Source organism: Pseudomonas sp. AKS31, from assembly GCF_023634765.1.
Classification (GTDB): domain Bacteria; phylum Pseudomonadota; class Gammaproteobacteria; order Pseudomonadales; family Pseudomonadaceae; genus Aquipseudomonas.
Map to the genome: position 1 here is coordinate 647681 of NZ_JAMLFX010000001.1, position 19736 is coordinate 667416.

The following is a 19736-nucleotide window of genomic DNA, read 5'->3' on the forward strand; positions in this document are numbered from 1 at the left end:
CGGTATGGGCCGGTGACACAGGAGCTTTTACAATGACTGTTTTCTCAAGGTCCGTCTTGCCGGTGCTACTGCTAGGCAGCTTGCTCACCGGTTGCGCCACCCACAGCGATGGCACTGCACCCCTCAATCAACGTACGTGGCCGATCTGCAGCCTTATCGGCGGGCTGGTCGGTGGCGGTCTCGGCGCCCTCGAAAGTGGCGGCTGGGCCGGTGGCGGCGCAGCGCTGGGGATTCTTACCGGCGGACTGATCTGTTATGCCCAGGACGGCGATGAAGACGACGACGGCGTATTCGACCGCCGTGACCGTTGCCCGGACACCCCGGAAAATACTCCGGTCGATCACCGTGGCTGCCCGCTGCCGCAATACCCGGTCACGGAAAAAGTGCCGGAGCCTGCGCCGCAAACGGAAGTCATTACCCTCAGTGATGCCGGCAATGTCCTGTTCGACTTCGACAAATCCGACCTGACCCCGGCGGCGAAAGCCCAGCTCGATACGCTGATGGACAAACTGCGTAATGCCGACGTGGTGAGCATCAAGGTCGTCGGCCACACCGACAGCAAAGGTTCGGATGCCTACAACCAGGCCTTGTCGGAACGGCGTGCGAGCAGTGTCGCCGCGTATCTGCTGAGCCAGGGCCTGGCGCCGAACAAGCTCACCAGCGAAGGTCGCGGCGAAAGCGAGCCGGTTGCCGATAACGCCACCGACGAAGGGCGCGCGCAGAACCGTCGTGTGGAGTTGCACATCAATCGTTAGGAAGCGTCTGTAGGACGCGGGCTAGAGCTGCCGGGCGACGCTCAGCGTCGTTTCGGCAGCCATTTGGCAGGCGAACGCAGTTTTTTCATTTTTCCCTCTGGCTTATCCCCCGCAGAAGCCGTTACTGTGCGCCCAAAGAATAATTCGCAACACGGGGGAGCGTATGAAAGTGTTCTGGGGGCTGGGGCGGTTGTTGACCCTGCTGTTCTGCTGCGTGGTGCTGGCCAATCAGTTGGTGCCGTTCGTACATCCGTTGCATCTGCTGGTCAATCTGGCCGGCGGTCTGTTGTTGCTGATCCATCTGCTCGAAGTGCTGCTTTGCAATCGCAGCCTCAAAGGTCGCCCGCACCCTTGGCGTGACCGTGGCCGTATCCTGCTGTTCGGCGTATTCCACCTGCAAACCATCCCGGCCCCGGCCGTTCCGGAGGCTTCTTCCCATGCGTAAACTCTGCTTGCTCGCTGCATTCATCAGCCCATTGGCCTGTGCCCAGGTGGTCAGCGTCGAAACCAATTCCCTGATGCGTTTGCCCAATAACACCAGCACTTTGCAGCTCGAACGTCTGGACGTGGCCGATTACGGCACCTTGCTGATTCCTGCCAACGTCACCGAACTGACCGTGGGCGAGTTGCGTCTTGGCCATGAAGCGCGCATTGCGATCGTTCCGGCTGAACAGGCGCTGGAATTGAAAGTGGCCCGCGCTGAACTGAGCGAAGGCAGCCAGATTACTGCGCGCGGGGCGCCGGGGACTTATGAAAAAGCCGCCCGTGCAGGGCGCAATCTGAATCTCCAATTCAAGGCGTTGAACGCGCCGCAACTGTTGGTCGATGCCCGTGGCGGCACCGGTGCGCCGGGTTTTGTTGGCCTGGATGGCGGCAACGGTGAAGACCCGGGCTGTACTTATGGCGCAGCCGGGCATGGTTTTGATGGCAGTAACGGCAGTGATGGCCAACCGGGCGCACCGGGTGCGCTGGTGCGTCTTGAAGTGCCGCGCGAGTTTCCGGCCGAGCTGATCAAGGTCAATGTGGCGGGTGGCAACGGTGGCCCGGCGGGTGTTGGTGGCAAAGCCGGCAAGGGCGGCAAGTCCAAGGGCTGCCTGGTGTACCGCGCCGATGGCGGCAAGAATGGCAAGGCCGGGGCTGATGGTCAGCCTGGGCCAGTGGGGGCGGCGGGTGCCGTGACCGTGCAACGCCTGTAAAAGCTTTCCCTCACCCCAGCCCTCTCCCGGCGGGAGAGGGGGCCGACCGAGATGTCTGGCGTTATACATCGACCTGAAATTCCGAGTCGATTATGGATTCAGACCCAATCGTTCAGGTCGGCGTATCCCTCAAATATCCCCCATTCAGTTCCCTCTCCCTCTGGGAGAGGGTTAGGGTGAGGGGCTTTTGATCTTTGCCCCTATCTTCAGAATATCGGCCGAGCCGCGGCAATCGCCACCAGCACCACGCCGACTATCAAGTTAATCCCCACCAACCGGCGAATGCGCCCGAGCACCGCCGCGCCCGCCGGCCAGTCCTTCGCCTCCACCGCCTTGCGCAGTTCCGGCAGCATCAACCCTTGAATGCGGATAAACAGCGCCGTCATTACCACGTACAGCCCCATCATCACCTGCACATACTTCGGCGCGGTCTCGAACCCGATCTGCTGCAAATGCAGCATGCCCACGCCACTGATCGGCAGCAGGATCACTGCGACCCAGACCCAACGGAAAAAAGCTTGAAACACTTCCACCCACAAGGTCAGGCGGGCAGGGCCGTCGAGGGCCTTCACAGCCGCGGGGCGCAGGACCATCCAGGCGAAAAACATGCCGCCGACCCAGACTAAAGCGGACAGCACATGCAGGGGGTAAACGAGGCTAAAAGGTGTCATTGGGGCACTCCGTTCTGCGCGGGATTAATTAGCGGGGTATGATAGCCGCCATCCGAAACCACTGAAAATTTATCCAGCGTTTTTTGCGCCCGACAATTCATGATCAGCACTGAACTCAAAACCACGATCCAGGGCGCCTACTCGCGTTTTCTAGAGGCCAAGAGCCTCAAACCGCGTTACGGCCAGCGCCTGATGATCGCTGAAATCGCCAAAGTCCTCGGGGATATCGACACCGACGACGAAGGTCGGCGCAGTGGCGACCCCGCGATTGTCGCGGTGGAAGCCGGCACCGGTACAGGCAAGACAGTGGCCTACAGCCTGGCCGCGATCCCCACCGCCAAACTGGCCGGCAAACGCCTGGTGATCGCCACCGCGACCGTGGCCCTGCAAGAGCAGATCGTCTACAAGGATTTGCCCGACCTGATGCGCAACAGCGGGTTGAACTTCAGCTTCGCCCTGGCCAAGGGCCGTGGCCGCTACATGTGCCTGTCCAAGCTCGACATGCTTTTGCAGGAAGGCCACGCGCAAACCGCCACCGCTCAGCTGTTCGAAGAAGAAGGCTTCAAGATCGAGGTCGATGAGGCCAGTCAGAAGCTGTTTACCAGCATGATCGAAAAACTTGCCGGCAATAAATGGGACGGCGACCGCGACAGCTGGCCGAATGCGCTGGAAGACGCCGACTGGGCGCGGCTGACCACCGATCACAGTCAGTGCACCAACCGTCATTGCCCGAACTTCGGCCAGTGCGCCTTCTACAAGGCCCGCGAAGGCATGGGCAAGGTCGACGTGATCGTCACCAACCACGACATGGTCCTGGCTGACCTGGCGCTGGGCGGCGGCGCGGTACTGCCGGATCCGCGCGACACCATTTACGTGTTCGACGAAGGCCATCACCTGCCAGACAAGGCCATCGGTCACTTCGCCCATTACACGCGCCTGCGTTCCACCGCCGACTGGCTGGAAACCACCGCGAAGAACCTGACCAAATTGCTCGCCCAGCACCCGCTGCCGGGCGACCTCGGCAAGCTGATCGAGCAAGTGCCGGAGTTGGCCCGCGAGATCAAGGCCCAGCAGCAGTTCATGTTCAGCGCCTGCGAGCAGGTCGCCGACTTCAAGCCCGGCGAAGACGTCGAGGGCCGTGAGCGCCCGCGCCATCGTTTCGTCGCCGGGGTGATTCCCGAGCATATGCGTGAAATGGGCATCGAGCTGAAGAAAGGCTTTTCGCGCCTCAACGATCTGTTCACGCGCCTGACCGACCTGCTCAAGGAAGGCATGGACGGCGAGGTCAACATCGGCATCGCCAGCAATCAGGCCGAAGAGTGGTATCCGCTGTTCGGCAGCCTGTTGTCCCGCGCCTCCGGCAACTGGGAGCTTTGGACTGCGTTCACCGCCGAAGACCCGGAAGACAGTCCGCCGATGGCACGTTGGCTGACGTTGGCCGAAAGCGGTTCGCTGTTCGATATCGAGGTCAATGCCAGCCCGATCCTGGCGGCAGAAACCTTGCGCCGCAGCTTGTGGAACGTGGCTTACGGCTGTCTGGTGACCTCGGCGACCCTCACGGCGCTGGGCACTTTCGACCGCTTCCGCATGCGCGCCGGCCTGCCGAAAAAGGCCGTCACGGCTGTGGTGCCGAGCCCGTTCCATCACGCCGACGCCGGTGTGTTGCGGGTGCCGGACCTGAAAGCCGATCCACGCGATGCCGCCGCACACACGGCAGCGATCATCCGTGAGTTGCCCGATCTGGTCGAAGGCTCGCGCGGCACCCTGGTGTTGTTCTCCTCGCGCAAACAGATGCAGGACGTGTTCGACGGTCTCGACCGCGACTGGCGCAAGCAAGTGTTCATTCAAGGCAACCTGTCAAAACAGGAAACACTGAACAAGCACAAAGCGCGGGTCGATGGCGGTGATTCGAGCGTGCTGTTTGGTCTCGCCAGTTTTGCCGAAGGTGTCGACTTGCCGGGTGCCTACTGCGAACACGTGGTGATCGCCAAGATCCCGTTTTCGGTCCCGGATGATCCGGTCGAAGCGGCGTTGTCGGAATGGATCGAAGCCCGTGGCGGCAATCCATTCATGGAAATCTCCGTGCCCGATGCTTCGCTGAAGCTGGTTCAGGCCTGCGGGCGTCTGCTGCGCACCGAAGAAGACCGCGGCACCATCACCTTGCTTGATCGGCGCCTGGTCACCCAGCGCTACGGCAAGGCGATTCTCAATGCGTTGCCTCCTTTCCGTCGTGAAATATCCTGAGACAACGGTGGGCAGTTTTGCCCGCCGTGTTGTCTATCTCTCTGCCATCGCTTTTCCATTGGCCTTAGTTGGTCGTTAGGGAGAACTCCGTTCTTATGATCCGCCGTTCGTTGCCTGCCGTTTTTGCCTTGATCTTCGCTGCCCCGTTGCTGGCAGCGCCTGCCGGTCAGCAGACTCTGTTCAACTTTGTCCGTCCTGCCGACGTGGTGAAAATCGCCACAGAAAACGCTGATCTGCCACAAGCCAACGCCGAGCAAACGCCTGAGGGCGAAGTGCTGCGCCGGGTGACCTTCAATCCGGTCGCCCGCCCGACTTTGCGCCTGACACCGCAGACCGGCGCCTGGGACTGGTCGCAGTCAGGCATGATGACCTTGCGTTTGCAGAGCGCAATGGACTGGGCGGTAACGGTCTACGTACAGATCCAGAGCAACGACGGCCGCACTCTGGTCAGCCGCGTCGACCTGCCGGCCGGGCCTGCGCAAACCCTGCTGGTACCGCTGGTCGCGTCGACACCGCTGAGCCAAGGCATGAAAGCCGGGCCGCCGATGCCGATGACGGTCGATGGTCAACGGATCCTGCTGGCCAGCAGCAGCGGTGAGATCGACCGCAGCCAAGTGGTCTCGGTGAGCCTGTCGATGGATCAGCCGAAAGTCGCGCAGAGCTTGTTGCTCGAACGCTTCGGTGTGCAGGACGGCGATTCGGTCACCCAGGCTGTTTACGGCAATCTGGTCGACGCCTACGGGCAATCGACGCGCAGCAAGTGGCCGGAAAAGATCAGCAACGACGAACAACTGAAATCCGCCGCCGCCAAGGAACAGCAACAGCTGAAAACCTGGCTGGCCGAGCGCGAGAAGACCTCGCTGGACAAGTTCGGTGGCTGGAGCAAAGGTCCGGCCTTCAAGGCCAGCGGGTTCTTCCGCACCGAGAAGCGTGATGGCCGCTGGTATCTGGTCACGCCTGAAGGGCACCCGTTTTATTCGCTGGGCGTGAATACCGTTAGCCCGGAGGTCAACCAGACCTACGTGGCTGGCCGTGAGCACATGTTCGAATCCCTGCCTAAAGCGGATGAGCCCTTGGCCAGACATTTTGGCGAAGGCGACAACCGTGGCGGCAACGGTGTTGATCAGGGCCGGGGTTATGGCAACGGGCGCTGGTACGACTTCTACGGCGCCAACTTGCAGCGCGTTTACGGTGAGCCTTGCAAAGCGGACAGTGAGATCAAGTCCGGCGTAGCCGAAGCGGCAAAATCCGCAGCGGCTGAAACGGCCGCAGCGCAAGTGGCTGAGCCTGCCTCTGTGCCCGCCGAGCCGAAGTCCGGCGTCGCTGAAGCGGCCAGGACTGAAACCGTGCAAGCGACGACAGAACCGGTTGCCGAGCCGTGCAAGGCCACTATCGATGAGCAGCAGTGGGCCAGCCACACGCTTGATCGCCTGCAAGCCTGGGGCTTCAACACGATCGGCAACTGGAGTGCCGACTCGCTAAGTGATGCCGAACGCGTGCCGTACACCTTGCCGTTGTCGATCGTCGGCGACTACACCAGCATCAGCACCGGCAGCGACTGGTGGGGCGGCATGCCGGATCCGTTCGATCCGCGTTTCGCCATGGCCACCGAGCGCGCCGTGGCCATCGCCGCCCGTGATCACCGCGACGATCCATGGCTGATTGGCTACTACGCCGACAACGAACTGGCGTGGGCCGGTCCCGGTGACGACCCGAAATCCCGTTACGCGCTGGCCTATGGCACGTTGAAAATGACCACTGACGTACCGGCCAAACGTGCATTCCTCAAGCAATTGCGCGACAAGTACCGCAATCAGGCGGGGCTGTCGAAAGCGTGGGGCATCGATCTGCCGGCGTGGGAATTGATGGAGGACCCGGGTTTCGTGCCGCCGCTGCCAAGTCCGGAGCATCCGGAAATCGAGGCAGACTTCAAATACTTCCAGAAGGTCTTCGCCGACACGTACTTCAAAACCATTTCCGACTCGCTGAAATGGCACGCGCCGAACCAGTTGCTGCTCGGTGGCCGCTTTGCCATCAGCACACCGGAAGCCGTGGCCTCCTGCGCGCAGTATTGCGATGTGCTGAGTTTCAACATGTACACGCTGAAACCCCAGGACGGTTATGACTTTGCCGCGCTGGGTGCTTTGGACAAACCGGTATTGATCACTGAATTCAACTTTGGCTCTACTGATCGCGGCCCGTTCTGGGGCGGTGTAACGCAACTGGCCAAGGAAGAAGATCGCGGCCCGGCGTATGCCAATTTCCTCAAGCAAGCCTTGAGTGAGCCATCGATAGTCGGCGTGCATTGGTTCCAGTATCTCGATCAACCGGTGACCGGGCGTTTGCTCGATGGCGAGAATGGCCATTTTGGTCTGGTCGGGGTAACGGATATGCCGTATCAGGGCTTTGTCGAAACAGTGCGCAAGAGCAACTTGCAGGCGATTGATCAGCTCGGCAAAGAGGCTGAGAAAGCGGCCGCAGCGGCGGGGCATGAGGCTGAGGGCGGGCGCAAAGGCGAGGCCGGTAAAGGGCCGGGGGCAGGGCATGCCGGTGGACATTCGGGGAATGGTCACTAACCTGTGATGCTCTAAAAAGATCGCAGCCTGCGGCAGCTCCTACATGGGAACGCGTTTCTCTGTAGGAGCTGCCGTAGGCTGCGATCTTTTGACTTGGCTTTTAACCGTCTGGCCCGCAGCTGTTCCCAAATCCCTCTGGGGCTGGAACAATGCGGGCCACTTTGTAGAGCGTTTTCGTGGGGGAGTTGGGGTGCAGATTCAGGGACATTACGAGCTTCAATTCGAAGCGGTGCGCGAAGCCTTTGCCGCACTGTTCGACGATCCCCAGGAACGCGGCGCAGCCCTGTGCATCAAGGTCGGTGGAGAAACGGTTCTCGACCTCTGGTCTGGCACCGCCGACAAGGATGGTACTGAGGCCTGGCACAGCGACACCATTGCCAACCTGTTTTCCTGCACCAAAACCTTCACCGCCGTCACCGCGCTGCAACTGGTCGCCGAAGGCAAGTTGCAACTGGATGCTCCGGTCGCCCGCTACTGGCCGGAATTCGCCGCCGCCGGCAAAGAATCCATCACCCTGCGCCAATTGCTGTGCCATCAGGCCGGTCTGCCGGCGCTGCGTGAGCTGCTGGCGCCGGAAGCCCTCTACGACTGGCAAACCATGGTCGACGCCCTCGCGGCTGAAACTCCGTGGTGGACGCCGGGCACCGGTCACGGCTATGCCGCGATCACTTACGGCTGGCTGATCGGCGAGTTGCTGCGCCGCGCTGACGGTCGCGGGCCGGGTGAATCCATCGTCGCTCGTGTCGCCAAACCTCTGGGGCTGGATTTTCACGTCGGTCTGGCTGACGAGGAATTCCATCGCGTGGCGCACATTGCGCGCGGCAAGGGCAACGCCGGTGATGCCGCCGCGCAACGTCTGCTGCAAGTGACCATGCGCGAACCAACCGCGATGACCACCCGCGCTTTCACCAATCCGCCGTCGGTGCTCACCAGTACCAACAAACCGGAATGGCGTCGCTTGCAGCAACCGGCGGCCAACGGCCACGGCAACGCGCGCAGCCTGGCCGGTTTTTATGCCGGTCTGCTCGACGGCAGCCTGCTCGAAAGCGACATGCTCGAAGAGCTGACCCGCGAACACAGCCTCGGCGAAGACAAGACCTTGCTGACCCGCACCCGTTTCGGGCTGGGCTGCATGCTTGATCAACCGGACGTGGCCAACGCCACTTATGGCCTCGGCTCCAAGGCGTTCGGCCATCCGGGCGCGGGCGGTTCCATCGGTTTTGCTGACCCTGAGCATGATGTGGCCTTCGGTTTTGTGACAAATACCCTTGGGCCGTACGTCTTGATGGATCCGCGCGCGCAGAAGCTCGCGCGGGTGCTTGCCACTTGTCTGTAAAGTTCCACTCGGGGTGCCAGGGCCGGAACCTCGAACGGTTTTTCGTTTCAAAGCGACTGTTTATCCGGGCGAAAGTGCTCTGATTTTTCATTACTTCATTTTGTGGATTTTCAATGTCATCTAAAAAGACTCTCGCCCTGGCCCTGTGTGTAGCGATCACCGGTTGTGCACAGACCCCGAAAAACGATGCGGACGGTGGTAGTTGGTGGCCGTTCGGCTCATCTGACAAGGTTGCGGCCAAAGAACCCGCGCCGGCGCCTTTGAAACCGGCTGCTACCGCACCCGTGGCCAAGACCGAAAGCAGCCCGTGGTACTGGCCGTTCGGTTCCGATGATGAAGCGGCCAAGGCCGACATGAAGGCCGAGGTCGCTCCCGAAGCGAAAAAACCGGTAACCGTGGCCAAAGCCGAGGCCGATGCGGGTGGCAAATGGTGGTGGCCGTTCGGCGGCAAGGATCAACCCACCACCAAAGCCGTGCCGATGCCGGATCCGAAAGTGACCCAAGCCTGGCTCGACGATTACGAGCCGCGTCTGCGTGAAGCGGTCAAGGACAGCAATCTGCAACTCGAGCGTCGTGACAACGTGCTGGTCGTCACCGCGCCGGTGGAAGGCTCGTTCAACCCGGATCGTCCAGCCATGTTGCTGCCGGTCACCCTCGGCCCGTTCACCCGCGTTGCGAAAATCCTCGAAGCCGACCCGAAAACCGCCGTTCTGGTGCTTGGTCACAGTGACACCAGCGGTGCCGCTCCGGCCAACATTAAACTCAGCCAGGAACGTGCCCAGTCGGTTGCCGCGATCTTCCGCCTCAGCGGCTTGCAGCGTGATCGCCTGATGCTGCGCGGTATGGGTTCGGAAGCGCCGCGTGCCGCCAACGACAGCGTTGAAGGTCGTGCCCTGAACCGTCGTGTTGAACTGCTGGTGACCCCGCAGAACACCATGGTTGCCTTGCTGAGCAAGTACAACATGCCTGCACCGAAGCCCGTGACCATGGTCGCTGCGCAAGACGTCAAGCCCGCCGCCAAACCGGTAACCCCGGCCCCGGCTGCGAAAAAAGCCGCTGTTCCGGCAACCAAAAAGGCTCCAGCGAAAAAAGCGGCTGCCAAGGCACCGGCCAAAAAAGCCCCGGCCAAGGCCCCAGCGAAAAAGACTGCTCCAGCCAAAGCCGCCGCGACCGACAAGAAAGTCGCCGCGACCGATACCACCAAGAAGTGATCCGCTAACGAAAAGGAATGCGCCATGACCCAGGCTCTGGCAGATATGCGTCGTGATTACACCCGGGATGGTCTGACCGAGGCGCAAGCCCCGGCCGAGCCGTTTGCGCTGTTCCACCAGTGGTTTGCCGACGCGGTGAAGACCGAACAGGCGCCGGTGGAGGCCAACGCCATGACCCTGGCCACGGTCGACAAGGATGGGCGACCGCATTGCCGCATTCTGCTGCTCAAGGGCCTGGACGAGCAGGGCTTCACCTTCTTCACCAACTACGACAGCGCCAAGGGCCAGCATCTGGCGGCCAACCCGTTTGCCGCCATGACTTTCTTCTGGCCAACCCTGGAGCGCCAGGTGCGCATCGAAGGGCGGGTGGTGAAGGTCACGCCCGAAGAGTCCGATGCCTATTATCAGGTGCGTCCACTGGGCAGCCGTCTTGGTGCATGGGCATCACCGCAGAGCCGGGTGATCAACGGGCGCGGTGAGCTGGAGGATTTGCTCAAGGCTACCGAGCAGCGTTTCTCCGACACGCAACCCGACTGCCCGGAACACTGGGGTGGTTACCGCTTGCTGCCTGAGCGCATCGAATTCTGGCAGGGCCGTCCGAGTCGTCTGCACGATCGCCTCAACTACCGTTTGCAGGGCGCCGACTGGATTCTTGAACGTCTGGCACCTTAAGCAGTCTACCGAGCGGGATAGCCTGCCGCAGCGGCCTCCAGCCACTTCGGCAGATCCCGGCGCTTGATCTTCTGCACCTGAGCGTTCGCCAACTGTTCGAGCATGAAGGCGCGTTTGCCTTCATCCTTGCCGGCCAGTGACAACGCCAGATCGCGATCCATCCAGCGCTTGATCCGCACGTACAGCCACCAATGGAAGTACAGACCGGCGGCCGTGGTGACGACGATGATGAAGTAATCCATGAAAATCCTTGGTGTCGTTGACGCAGAATCGGTAATTTGGCGCTACTGTAGGGCTAAGTCAGGAACAGCGTGCAGGTGTCTGTACCGCACCTGAATGAAAGCCAATTTATCCGGGCGGCGTCGTGACAGGCGTCAAGCCACGGAGTTTAATGACTATATGTTTCTTTGGAGTTGATGCTATGCGTAAGTCTGTTCTGCTGGTTGCTTCCTTTTCCACGATGGCGATGTTGCTTACCGGCTGCCAATCGAGCCTGACCGGTGACTCCTACTCCCGTGACGAAGCGCGTCGCGTGCAGACGATTCGCATGGGCACCATCGAATCCCTGCGCCCGGTGAAAATCGAAGGCACCAAGACCCCGATCGGCGGCGCTGCAGGCGCAGTGGTCGGCGGCGTCGGCGGCAGCGCCATTGGCGGCGGCAAGGGCAGCATCGTTGCTGCAGTTATCGGTGCGGTGGCGGGCGGTCTGATCGGTTCGGCAACTGAAGAAGGTCTGACCCGTACCCAGGGTGTGGAAATCACCGTGCGTGAAGACGACGGCAGCATGCGTGCCTATGTGCAGCAGGTTCAGGAGAACGAAGTGTTCCGCGTTGGCGAGCGGGTACGCATCTCCACCGTTGGCGGGACCAGCCGCGTTTCGCACTAAGCGGAATTCAGGGTAAAGAAAACCCCGATCAGGTGACTGGTCGGGTTTTTTTTAGGATATTTACTCGCTTTCATAACAACCCATTTGAAAATTGTATTTAGAGTCGTAGAAAGATCGACCGATTAAAGCTTCCAATTGCTTTATCTGCTCTTGGTCGAGGTCATAACCAAAGATTTCGTCTTCGGGATTGACCCAATGCATGATTACTCTGAGCCGCTCAATGTTTCCATCGGGAACGGGGATCTCGAAAACTAACCGAGCTGTGCGTTTATTAAATGCCTCGACGGTGTGCTTCAGCTTGAAGTTGCCATAAGTCATTCGATGCACACCAACTGAACTATATGAGTTGCGTCCAAGAGCTTTTCTCCAGTCCAGTCCTCCAGAACTTTGATCTGCTCTTCGTCTAAATCAGAGCCATCGAACTCATCTTCAGGTTGTTGCCAGTTCATCAGCGCCTTCAATGCTTCCTCGTGATGCGCCGCGATCTCTACGGTCAGGAGCAAATCCTCAGTCTTTCGATCGAATACCTCTATTACATGCTTCATTTTTCTACTCTCCTTGTGGAATCGGCAGGCTTTGTTTGTTCCCCTGTTTTCGGGTCGTATTCTCCAAGATGTTTTCCTTGCTTGGTGTACATCTCAACCTTGCCATGCTGAGAGTCCCATTCGTAAATTTTCCCCGATGCATCTTTCCAACGTCTTCGCTTTTTTCCTCCACCGCGAACGGAGGTTTTCAGTGGTGCAGGTTTCACGTCTGGAAAGGCCGGCAGCGAAACAGGGGCGGGGTGGTATTTGAAATCTCTAGGAACGTTTAAGACTATATATACCGGCTGAACCAACGAACCTGGTGGAAAAACCAGAACAAAATCCCGGTAGTCCGGCGGATAAACCGGATTGACCAGAATTTCATCCGCCGCTTTCGTCGGCGGATAAACCCAGATGTGCGGTGCCTGCAGTCCAGCCTCCAGCGCGGGAATACCAAGGATGTCCGAACCATCCACAGCAGGCGTCCAGATCAGTTCTACACCTTCACCCAAGTCAGCAATGAACTGGCTGTCACGCAACTTGAACTGCACGACATCAACCATTTCCCAATCGCGATTCTTGCCGGTGTAGAAGCCGTAGCCTTTCAGGCTGCCGTCGGCCTGCTGTTCGACCCTCAACCGAACACGCGTTCGTGCCTGTTCAAGTCCACGCAACTGCTCGTCGGTATAAAGCGCGCTGTCACCAAGACTCGAGGGCATGACCAGCGCCACCAGGGTCACCAATGGCGTGATCACTGCGGTGGATATAACGGTGGGCAATCCTTTGAAAGCTGAACCCGCCAATGCAAAACTGCCAAAGCCCGCCGGGATGGCCGTTGCGCCGATTTTCTTTAGAGGAACTTCGCCGCTTTCATCGGCCTCACGCGCACCCAGCAGTATGAGATCGCCGTAGTCCTTCAGACTGTCAGTCGGCACCATCCCCGAAGGACTGGAGTAATCGATAATCGCATCCGGCAGTTTGTAGGACTTGGCGAATACGCAGCCAGCGCGCACGGAATCGGCTTTTTTGACCGCCACCTCACGGCTGCGCTCGAAAGCTTCTTGTCGCGCCAGCATGGCGTCGTAAGCGTTTTGTCTGGCCTCGCGCTCGGCCAGTTCACTGGCAGTCATGTAGCGGTAAGTGACGTGATGCCCGTCGCCTTGCGGTGGGTTGGAAACCCGGGGAATGTCCTTGTTGCCAGCCACTGATCGTCCTTTTGTTCATCCGTCGACAGCCCTTCGCAAAGGGCAGCGCAACGTTAACGAAGCAGGAAAATGATGGCTGTAGGACGCGTCTCTAAAGATCTGGGGATTGTTCGACGGATGCTGGTCTGTAGATAGGCTGTTGTTCGAGACTCAGAGGATTGAGCCTGCAGGAAAAGTTTGTTCAGCGCACTACAGTAATTTGTCGAGCACGAACTCTTTGAACCAAGGTGGCTGAGTATCTGATTTGATCTCAATCAGTTCGCCATCGGTGATCTCCGCAATTTGCGTGAGGCCTTCGCTACCTTCATCCGAGTTGTCGAAAATGTAGGCTCTGTTGGAGGTCAGGATGGCATCAGACAGAAGCTCCAAAGATCTCCAGTACCGCGCCTCTATCTTTTCAGGAGGAACGCTGTGCCCACCTTGTTTAACGCGATATGCAACCCTGGCAATGTTGATTTGAGGATCAGCGGTAGCGACGTAGTAAACATAAACTCTATAACCGGAGGCATGAGCTTCAGCGAGCAGTTTGACCTTGTCAGAGGACGACATCACGGTTTCAAACGGCTGATGCGCTCTTTGATCAGGGACCTTCGTATGAAGTCGGAAAGGGCTGATGCGACGTAGGAGTCGATTTCAGTATTTGCGAAGCTGAGCCGCTCACCGTCGATTGTCAGGGAATCCAGCTTTGCCAATGAGTGAGGGGCTTGCTTGAGCAGAGCGTGCTCACGGAAAAATTCAAAAATGTCTTCTTTGTGGTCTTCGATACGATAAGAAGTGAAGTCAAAATATCCGGTATCTTTGATTGAGCGCTCTATGTCATAAGGATTTATGTAGTTCCCCAGCAAATGCGCGGGAACCAGTCGATTGAAGGTGCTTTTTCCTGACCCGTTCGGGCCGGCGAATATCCGTATTCTCGGTGTGCTCAAGAAATAACCTGTTTCGAGGATTTGTTGATGCGCAGGCGAGTGCCGCTTTTCAGGTTTCCGTAGGTGCCTATTGTGCGCAAAGCAATAGAACTCTTCTCTGTCACTTCAAATAGCTGACCATCTTTAGCTACGAGCACAGCAGCACCATTGGCGAGCGCCATTTTGTAGGCGTTGCTGAATGCCTTCAGAGCGATGTCCGGAATCCGAGACTCCTGTATGGAAATCTGATCGTCCGTCATTGGGCGTTTTTCTGCTTTACGTGACATGGATGACTCCAGAATCGGTGCTGAGAAGGTGCGGCTGTCGACCAAAGATATAGCACACTTGCAAGATTCAGAGCCAAGCCCCTCTGGATTGAAGGGCTTCGACTCTTGTAGAAAAATGCGTCTCAAGCGTTTTGCAGAGTATTCCGGCGACTCGCCGCCGCCGTCACCGCATAACCAATCAACGCTGCCAGAATCGACCCCGTCAAAATGCCCATCCGGTCCATCCCGGCGTAGTCGCTTACACCCGGCTCAAAGGCCAGCGAACCGACAAACAGGCTCATGGTGAAGCCGATGCCGCACAGAATGGCCACACCCAACACCTGGCCCCAGTTGGCGCCTTGGGGCAGGGTGGCGATGCCGATCTTCACGGCCAGCCATGTCAGGCCGAAAACACCGACGGTCTTGCCCAGCAGCAGGCCTACCGCAATGCCCATCGGCACGTGGTGGGTGAAGCTTTCCACGGTGACGCCGCTCAGCGACAACCCGGCGTTGGCAAAGGCGAACAGCGGCAGGATGCCGTAAGCCACCCATGGGTGCAGCGCATGTTCGAGGGTCAGCAACGGCGACGGCTCGGCATTTTTCGTGCGCAGCGGGATGCAGAAGGCCAGAGTCACGCCGGCCAGCGTTGCGTGGACACCGCTCTTGAGTACACAGACCCACAGAATCAAACCGATGATCATGTACGGCCCGAGCTTGACCACCCCGAGCCGGTTCATCGCCACCAGCGCCGCGATGCACGCTGCTGCAAGGCCCAGCGACAGGGTCGACAGTTCGCCGGAGTAGAAGATGGCGATGATCACGATGGCGCCGAGGTCATCAATGATCGCCAGGGTCATCAGGAACAACTTCAGCGACACCGGTACGCGCTTGCCGAGCAGAGCCAGCACGCCGAGGGCGAAGGCGATGTCGGTCGCGGTCGGGATCGCCCAGCCGTCGAGCGCCGCCGGATTGTCACGGTTGAGGAACCAGTAGATCAGCGCCGGCACCAGCATGCCGCCGATGGCTGCGGCGCCGGGCAGGACGATCTGCGACGGTTTGGACAACTGGCCGTCGAGCACCTCGCGCTTCACTTCCAGGCCGATGAGCAGGAAAAACATCGCCATCAGACCGTCATTGATCCACAGCAGCAGGGGTTTAGCGATTTTCAACGCACCGATCTGCGCTACCACCGGGGTGTCGAGCAGGCCGGTGTACAGCCACGACAGCGGCGAGTTGTTGATAATCAGAGCCAGGATGGCCGCGGCGATCAATAACAGACCGCTGGCAGCTTCCAACTGAAAGAAACGCGTGAAAGTGCTACGCAGAGGCAAGGTCGCTCTCCATCGATAAAGTCAAAAGGTGGGACACCCTAACCCGTACAGTTAGTTGTTAAAACAAAAGTTATATTCTTTTTTGTTATATGTCGTTACAAGGTGTCTGGCTCAAGCCACGCTGAGCCTAGCAGTTGCCTGACATATTGAGACTCAGCTGTATCTGTGCGCGCTATAGGATTTTTCCTAAGCTGATGAGCAACCCTTTCGAACAGCTTCATCTCCTGCCGATTCAACGAGAACCATCACCATGAGCGACAACCGACAGTGGGCCCGCGAAGCCATCCGCATCATCGAGGCGGATTTTCAGCGCAGCGCCGACACCCACCTGATCCCTTTGCCGCTGCCGGGTTTTGCGGGCATCGAGTTGTACTTCAAGGATGAGTCCAGCCATCCGACCGGCAGCCTCAAGCACCGTCTGGCCCGTTCGCTGTTTCTCTATGCGTTGTGTAACGGCTGGCTCAAGCCCGGCGCGCCGGTGATCGAGGCGTCCAGCGGTTCGACGGCGATTTCCGAAGCGTATTTCGCGCGGATGCTGGGCTTGCCGTTCATTGCGGTGATGCCGGCGACCACCTCCAAAGAGAAGATCGCGCAGATCGCTTTCTACGGTGGTCAGAGCCATCTGGTGAAAGATCCGACGCAAATCTACGCCGAATCCGAGCGCCTGGCCCGTGAGCACGGCGGCCACTTCATCGACCAGTTCACCTACGCCGAACGGGCCACTGACTGGCGCGCGAACAACAACATCGCCGAATCGATCTTCCAGCAGATGCGCTACGAGAAACACCCTGAACCGAGCTGGCTGATTTCCAGCCCCGGCACCGGCGGCACCACCGCGACGCTGGGTCGTTATGTGCGCTATCGCCAGCATTGCACCCGCGTGTTGTGCGCCGATGCCGAGCGTTCGGTGTTCTTCGATTACTACCAGACGGGCGACGCCGGTTTGCGCCTGGATTGTGGTTCGCGCATTGAAGGCATTGGCCGGCCACGCGTTGAAGCGTCGTTCCTGCCCAAGGTGATCGATGCGATGGTCAAGGTGCCGGATGCCCTCTCGCTGGCGGCCATGCATTATCTGGCGCAGCGCCTGGGGCGGCATGTCGGTGGGTCGAGCGGGACCAATCTGATCGGCGCCCTGATGGCGGCGCAGCAGATGAAAGCGGCCGGGGAGTCGGGGTCGATTGTGGCGATTCTGTGCGATGGCGGCGAGCGGTATGCCGACACTTACTACGACCAGGATTGGCTGAAGGCGCAGGGGTATGAGTTGAGTGGGTTGATCGAAGCGGTGGCGGCGAGTGCCGAGCGTGGGGCGCCACTGCCGACTTCAGTGCTGCGCGCGAATATCTGAAGAAATACACATAACAATGTGGGAGCTGGCTTGTCAGCGATAGCAGAGGGTCAGTCAACATCTATGTTGAATCTGATTCCGTCATCGCTGGCAAGCCAGCTCCCACAGGGTTTTGTGGCGGTTCAGATGATTAGTCAGTCAGGCCGAGAATGTCCCGCGCCACGGCTTCAGCAATACGAATCCCGTCAACACCTGCCGACAGAATCCCGCCCGCATAGCCCGCGCCTTCTCCGGCCGGGAACAAGCCCTTGACGTTCATGCTCTGCAACGACTCGTTACGGGTGATGCGCAGCGGCGACGACGTGCGTGTCTCGATCCCGGTCAACACCGCATCATGCAGCGAGTAGCCGCGAATCTGCTTCTCGAACGCCGGCAGTGCTTCACGGATCGCCTCAATGGCAAAGTCCGGTAGGGCCAAGGCCAGATCACCCAGCGCCACCCCCGGTTTGTACGACGGCTCGACTTCGCCCAGTTCGGTCGAAGGAATGTCGTTGATGAAGTCGCCGACCAGTTGCGCCGGGGCTTTGTAATCGCTGCCGCCGAGGATGAACGCATGGGACTCCAGGCGCTCCTGCAACTCGATACCGGCCAGCGGGCCACCCGGGTAATCGACTTCCGGGGTGATGCCGACAACGATGCCGGAGTTGGCATTGCGCTCGTTGCGCGAGTACTGGCTCATGCCGTTGGTGACCACGCGGTTCGGCTCGGACGTCGCCGCGACCACGGTGCCGCCCGGGCACATGCAGAAGCTGTAGACCGAACGGCCGTTCTTGGCGTGGTGCACCAGTTTGTAGTCGGCGGCACCGAGTTTCGGGTGCCCGGCGTATTTGCCAAGACGCGCACGGTCGATCAGCGATTGCGGGTGTTCGATACGGAAGCCCACCGAGAACGGCTTGGCTTCCATGAACACGCCACGGCTGTGGAGCATGCGGAAGGTGTCGCGGGCACTGTGGCCGAGGGCCAGAACCACGTGTTTCGAATGCAGGGTTTCGCCGCTGGCCAGTTGCACGCCGACCAGTTGGCCGTCTTCGATCAGCACGTCGCTGACGCGTTCCTGGAAGCGCACTTCGCCGCCCAGTTCGCGGATCTGTTCGCGCATGTTTTCAACCATGCCGGTCAGGCGGAACGTACCGATGTGCGGTTTGCTGACGTAGAGGATTTCTTCCGGCGCGCCGGCCTTGACGAACTCGTGCAGGACTTTGCGGCCGAGGAATTTCGGGTCCTTGATCTGGCTGTACAGCTTGCCGTCGGAGAACGTGCCCGCGCCACCTTCGCCGAACTGCACGTTGGATTCGGGGTTGAGCACGCTTTTACGCCACAGGCCCCAAGTGTCCTTGGTGCGCTGACGCACTTCGGTGCCGCGTTCGAGGATGATCGGCTTGAAGCCCATCTGTGCCAGTAGCAGGCCGGCGAAGATCCCGCACGGGCCGAAACCGACAACGATCGGGCGCTGACTCAGGTCGCTTGGCGCCTGGCCGACGAATTTGTAGCTGACATCCGGCGCCACGTTGACGTTACGGTCGTCGGCGAACTTGCCCAACACCTTGGCCTCGTCGCGCACTTGGAGGTCGATGGTGTAGATGAAGCACAGTTCGGAGGACTTTTTGCGCGCGTCGTAGCTGCGCTTGAACAAGGTGAAATCGAGCAGATCATCGCTGGCTATGCCCAGACGTTGCACGATGGCAATGCGCAGGTCTTCTTCTGGATGGTCGATTGGCAGCTTGAGTTCAGTGATTCGTAACATGGCGAGGATCCGGGTTCGCGGGGCGCACAACTGCGCCAGGGCGTTTGAAGGCCGCGATTATAAGCCGCAAAGGCCGGATCCGGTGAGGCTAAAACGCTCAGTCGTTGCGCGATCCGCCGAAATACCCGCAACCACGCTGCACCTGGCCGTCGATGCGCAGTTCGGCGCTCATGTGCTGCACGCTGCCGGTGCTGCTGTCGACGCAGCGCTGCGGCGCGACCCACAATTCGATGCGCTGGTTGTTGGCTTCGCTGCTCAGATTGAAGCGGCCATCGCCCAATTGATCTTCAATATACGGCACAGCAAGTGGCGGCTGACCTTCGCGGTCGATGACCATGCCTTTGCCGCTGACTTTGACATTCCACTCCGGGCCATGGCCGGCCGCGCGCAGGATCAATTGTTTGAAGTTGGGATCATCGCAAGCGGTGCCCGAGCGCTCGACGCGGTACAACTGAGTCAGGTCGAGTCGATCGCCGGCGACTTTGCCGCGAACATCGGCAAACAGTTTGCCTTGCTCATCAGCGAGGGTCGCCGCTTCTTGCAGAATGCTTGTGCCGCCGATGTCATTGACCACCAGTTGACGCTGTTCCTGACACGGCTGGAACACCAGTTTGCCGTCAGCAGCAGTCAGTTGCCCCTGCATCCGCGTCTGTCCGACATGCGAGGCACTTTCTCGCTGGCCATCGAACAATTGGCAAGCGGCAAACAATGGCAGCAGGGCAACAAGGACTAACGAACGGGCAACACGCATCTTCGGCTCTCCAGACAAGTGCTGCCACGTTACGCAGCCTGTCAGGCAAATGCAAAAGATCGCAGCCTGCGGCAGCTCCTACAGGGAAACGCAAATACCCCTGTAGGAGCTGCCGCAG

General features: G+C 59.5%; 21 protein-coding genes. 10 read left to right on the forward strand and 11 right to left on the reverse strand.

Annotation, left to right across the window (positions count from 1 at the left end; genetic code table 11):
- Window positions 1–32 precede the first annotated feature (32 nt).
- The 3 genes from M9827_RS02850 to M9827_RS02860 all read left to right on the forward strand — a co-directional run bounded on the left by M9827_RS02850 (window position 33) and on the right by M9827_RS02860 (window position 1951).
- Window positions 33–755 (forward strand): PA1041 family peptidoglycan-binding anchor lipoprotein, encoded by a 723-nt coding sequence (locus tag M9827_RS02850; RefSeq protein WP_250603297.1) that lies wholly within the window; start codon window positions 33–35, stop codon window positions 753–755.
- A 163-nt stretch (window positions 756–918) separates the two neighbouring features.
- Complete coding sequence (locus M9827_RS02855) at window positions 919–1200, forward strand: DUF1145 domain-containing protein (protein ID WP_250603299.1); 282 nt, start codon at window positions 919–921, stop codon at window positions 1198–1200.
- The gene (locus M9827_RS02860; RefSeq protein WP_250603301.1) at window positions 1193–1951 is read left to right on the forward strand and encodes a collagen-like protein; all 759 of its coding nucleotides are present in this window, start codon (window positions 1193–1195) and stop codon (window positions 1949–1951) included. The genes M9827_RS02855 and M9827_RS02860 overlap by 8 nt, the downstream gene beginning before the upstream one ends.
- Before the next feature lie 206 nt (window positions 1952–2157).
- On the opposite strand, the gene M9827_RS02865 is transcribed toward M9827_RS02860, so the two are convergent.
- Window positions 2158–2622: a DUF2269 family protein gene (locus tag M9827_RS02865; protein ID WP_250603303.1), complete on the reverse strand. Its 465-nt coding sequence runs from the start codon at window positions 2620–2622 to the stop codon at window positions 2158–2160.
- A gap of 99 nt (window positions 2623–2721) precedes the next feature.
- On the opposite strand from M9827_RS02865, the gene dinG reads away from it, so the two are divergent.
- From dinG to pdxH, 5 genes are all read left to right on the forward strand, one after another.
- The gene (dinG, locus tag M9827_RS02870; protein WP_038358136.1) at window positions 2722–4866 is read left to right on the forward strand and encodes an ATP-dependent DNA helicase DinG; all 2145 of its coding nucleotides are present in this window, start codon (window positions 2722–2724) and stop codon (window positions 4864–4866) included.
- A gap of 95 nt (window positions 4867–4961) precedes the next feature.
- Window positions 4962–7442, forward strand: coding sequence for a beta-galactosidase (locus tag M9827_RS02875; RefSeq protein ID WP_250603305.1), 2481 nt, complete (start codon window positions 4962–4964; stop codon window positions 7440–7442).
- A 190-nt stretch (window positions 7443–7632) separates the two neighbouring features.
- Window positions 7633–8778 (forward strand): serine hydrolase domain-containing protein, encoded by a 1146-nt coding sequence (locus M9827_RS02880; RefSeq protein WP_250603307.1) that lies wholly within the window; start codon window positions 7633–7635, stop codon window positions 8776–8778.
- A 113-nt stretch (window positions 8779–8891) separates the two neighbouring features.
- Complete coding sequence (locus M9827_RS02885; protein WP_250603309.1) at window positions 8892–9989, forward strand: OmpA family protein; 1098 nt, start codon at window positions 8892–8894, stop codon at window positions 9987–9989.
- Between the two features lie 24 nt (window positions 9990–10013).
- Window positions 10014–10661, forward strand: coding sequence for a pyridoxamine 5'-phosphate oxidase (pdxH, locus tag M9827_RS02890; RefSeq protein ID WP_250603311.1), 648 nt, complete (start codon window positions 10014–10016; stop codon window positions 10659–10661).
- 5 nt (window positions 10662–10666) lie between these two features.
- Here pdxH and M9827_RS02895 read toward each other — a convergent pair whose 3' ends face one another.
- Window positions 10667–10903, reverse strand: a complete 237-nt coding sequence (locus tag M9827_RS02895; protein WP_250603313.1) for a hypothetical protein — start codon at window positions 10901–10903, stop codon at window positions 10667–10669.
- Between the two features lie 179 nt (window positions 10904–11082).
- On the opposite strand from M9827_RS02895, the gene M9827_RS02900 reads away from it, so the two are divergent.
- A complete protein-coding gene (locus tag M9827_RS02900; RefSeq protein WP_007969461.1) occupies window positions 11083–11547 on the forward strand; it encodes an outer membrane lipoprotein in 465 nt (154 codons plus the stop codon).
- Between the two features lie 60 nt (window positions 11548–11607).
- Here M9827_RS02900 and M9827_RS02905 read toward each other — a convergent pair whose 3' ends face one another.
- From M9827_RS02905 to nhaA, 7 genes are all read right to left on the reverse strand, one after another.
- Window positions 11608–11865 (reverse strand): DUF7683 domain-containing protein, encoded by a 258-nt coding sequence (locus tag M9827_RS02905; protein WP_250603315.1) that lies wholly within the window; start codon window positions 11863–11865, stop codon window positions 11608–11610.
- Entirely contained in the window at window positions 11862–12092 is a 231-nt protein-coding gene (locus M9827_RS02910; protein WP_250603317.1) for a DUF7683 domain-containing protein, read from the reverse strand. Before M9827_RS02910 ends, M9827_RS02905 begins: the two co-directional genes overlap by 4 nt.
- Window positions 12089–13276 carry a colicin E3/pyocin S6 family cytotoxin gene (locus M9827_RS02915; protein WP_250603319.1) on the reverse strand — a complete coding sequence of 396 codons (1188 nt, stop codon included), beginning with the start codon at window positions 13274–13276 and terminating at the stop codon, window positions 12089–12091. Before M9827_RS02915 ends, M9827_RS02910 begins: the two co-directional genes overlap by 4 nt.
- A 189-nt stretch (window positions 13277–13465) precedes the next feature.
- Window positions 13466–13825 carry an ATPase gene (locus tag M9827_RS27930; RefSeq protein ID WP_502943372.1) on the reverse strand — a complete coding sequence of 120 codons (360 nt, stop codon included), beginning with the start codon at window positions 13823–13825 and terminating at the stop codon, window positions 13466–13468.
- The gene (locus M9827_RS27935) at window positions 13825–14202 is read right to left on the reverse strand and encodes a hypothetical protein (protein ID WP_502943373.1); all 378 of its coding nucleotides are present in this window, start codon (window positions 14200–14202) and stop codon (window positions 13825–13827) included. The genes M9827_RS27930 and M9827_RS27935 overlap by 1 nt, the downstream gene beginning before the upstream one ends.
- A complete protein-coding gene (locus M9827_RS02925) occupies window positions 14199–14468 on the reverse strand; it encodes a hypothetical protein (protein ID WP_250603321.1) in 270 nt (89 codons plus the stop codon). The genes M9827_RS27935 and M9827_RS02925 overlap by 4 nt, the downstream gene beginning before the upstream one ends.
- 122 nt (window positions 14469–14590) lie before the next feature.
- A complete protein-coding gene (gene nhaA, locus M9827_RS02930; RefSeq protein WP_093438734.1) occupies window positions 14591–15778 on the reverse strand; it encodes a Na+/H+ antiporter NhaA in 1188 nt (395 codons plus the stop codon).
- 250 nt (window positions 15779–16028) lie between these two features.
- On the opposite strand from nhaA, the gene M9827_RS02935 reads away from it, so the two are divergent.
- On the forward strand, window positions 16029–17123 hold the full coding sequence (locus tag M9827_RS02935; RefSeq protein WP_250603323.1) for a PLP-dependent cysteine synthase family protein: 1095 nt from the start codon (window positions 16029–16031) through the stop codon (window positions 17121–17123).
- A 130-nt stretch (window positions 17124–17253) separates the two neighbouring features.
- Here the strand turns inward: M9827_RS02935 and M9827_RS02940 are convergent, their stop codons facing one another.
- A complete protein-coding gene (locus M9827_RS02940; protein ID WP_250603325.1) occupies window positions 17254–18867 on the reverse strand; it encodes an NAD(P)/FAD-dependent oxidoreductase in 1614 nt (537 codons plus the stop codon).
- Window positions 18868–18964: 97 nt separating this feature from the next.
- The gene (locus M9827_RS02945) at window positions 18965–19618 is read right to left on the reverse strand and encodes a COG3650 family protein (protein ID WP_250603327.1); all 654 of its coding nucleotides are present in this window, start codon (window positions 19616–19618) and stop codon (window positions 18965–18967) included.
- Window positions 19619–19736 lie beyond the last annotated feature (118 nt).

Coding starts and splice junctions, on each gene's coding strand:
- M9827_RS02850 (WP_250603297.1), top strand. CDS start 33: ATGACTGTTTTCTCAAGGTCCGTCTTGCCGGTGCTACTGCTAGGCAGC.
- M9827_RS02855 (WP_250603299.1), top strand. CDS start 919: ATGAAAGTGTTCTGGGGGCTGGGGCGGTTGTTGACCCTGCTGTTCTGC.
- M9827_RS02860 (WP_250603301.1), top strand. CDS start 1,193: ATGCGTAAACTCTGCTTGCTCGCTGCATTCATCAGCCCATTGGCCTGT.
- M9827_RS02865 (WP_250603303.1), bottom strand. CDS start 2,622: ATGACACCTTTTAGCCTCGTTTACCCCCTGCATGTGCTGTCCGCTTTA.
- dinG (WP_038358136.1), top strand. CDS start 2,722: ATGATCAGCACTGAACTCAAAACCACGATCCAGGGCGCCTACTCGCGT.
- M9827_RS02875 (WP_250603305.1), top strand. CDS start 4,962: ATGATCCGCCGTTCGTTGCCTGCCGTTTTTGCCTTGATCTTCGCTGCC.
- M9827_RS02885 (WP_250603309.1), top strand. CDS start 8,892: ATGTCATCTAAAAAGACTCTCGCCCTGGCCCTGTGTGTAGCGATCACC.
- pdxH (WP_250603311.1), top strand. CDS start 10,014: ATGACCCAGGCTCTGGCAGATATGCGTCGTGATTACACCCGGGATGGT.
- M9827_RS02895 (WP_250603313.1), bottom strand. CDS start 10,903: ATGGATTACTTCATCATCGTCGTCACCACGGCCGCCGGTCTGTACTTC.
- M9827_RS02900 (WP_007969461.1), top strand. CDS start 11,083: ATGCGTAAGTCTGTTCTGCTGGTTGCTTCCTTTTCCACGATGGCGATG.
- M9827_RS02905 (WP_250603315.1), bottom strand. CDS start 11,865: ATGACTTATGGCAACTTCAAGCTGAAGCACACCGTCGAGGCATTTAAT.
- M9827_RS02910 (WP_250603317.1), bottom strand. CDS start 12,092: ATGAAGCATGTAATAGAGGTATTCGATCGAAAGACTGAGGATTTGCTC.
- M9827_RS27930 (WP_502943372.1), bottom strand. CDS start 13,825: ATGTCGTCCTCTGACAAGGTCAAACTGCTCGCTGAAGCTCATGCCTCC.
- M9827_RS02925 (WP_250603321.1), bottom strand. CDS start 14,468: ATGTCACGTAAAGCAGAAAAACGCCCAATGACGGACGATCAGATTTCC.
- M9827_RS02935 (WP_250603323.1), top strand. CDS start 16,029: ATGAGCGACAACCGACAGTGGGCCCGCGAAGCCATCCGCATCATCGAG.
- M9827_RS02940 (WP_250603325.1), bottom strand. CDS start 18,867: ATGTTACGAATCACTGAACTCAAGCTGCCAATCGACCATCCAGAAGAA.
- M9827_RS02945 (WP_250603327.1), bottom strand. CDS start 19,618: ATGCGTGTTGCCCGTTCGTTAGTCCTTGTTGCCCTGCTGCCATTGTTT.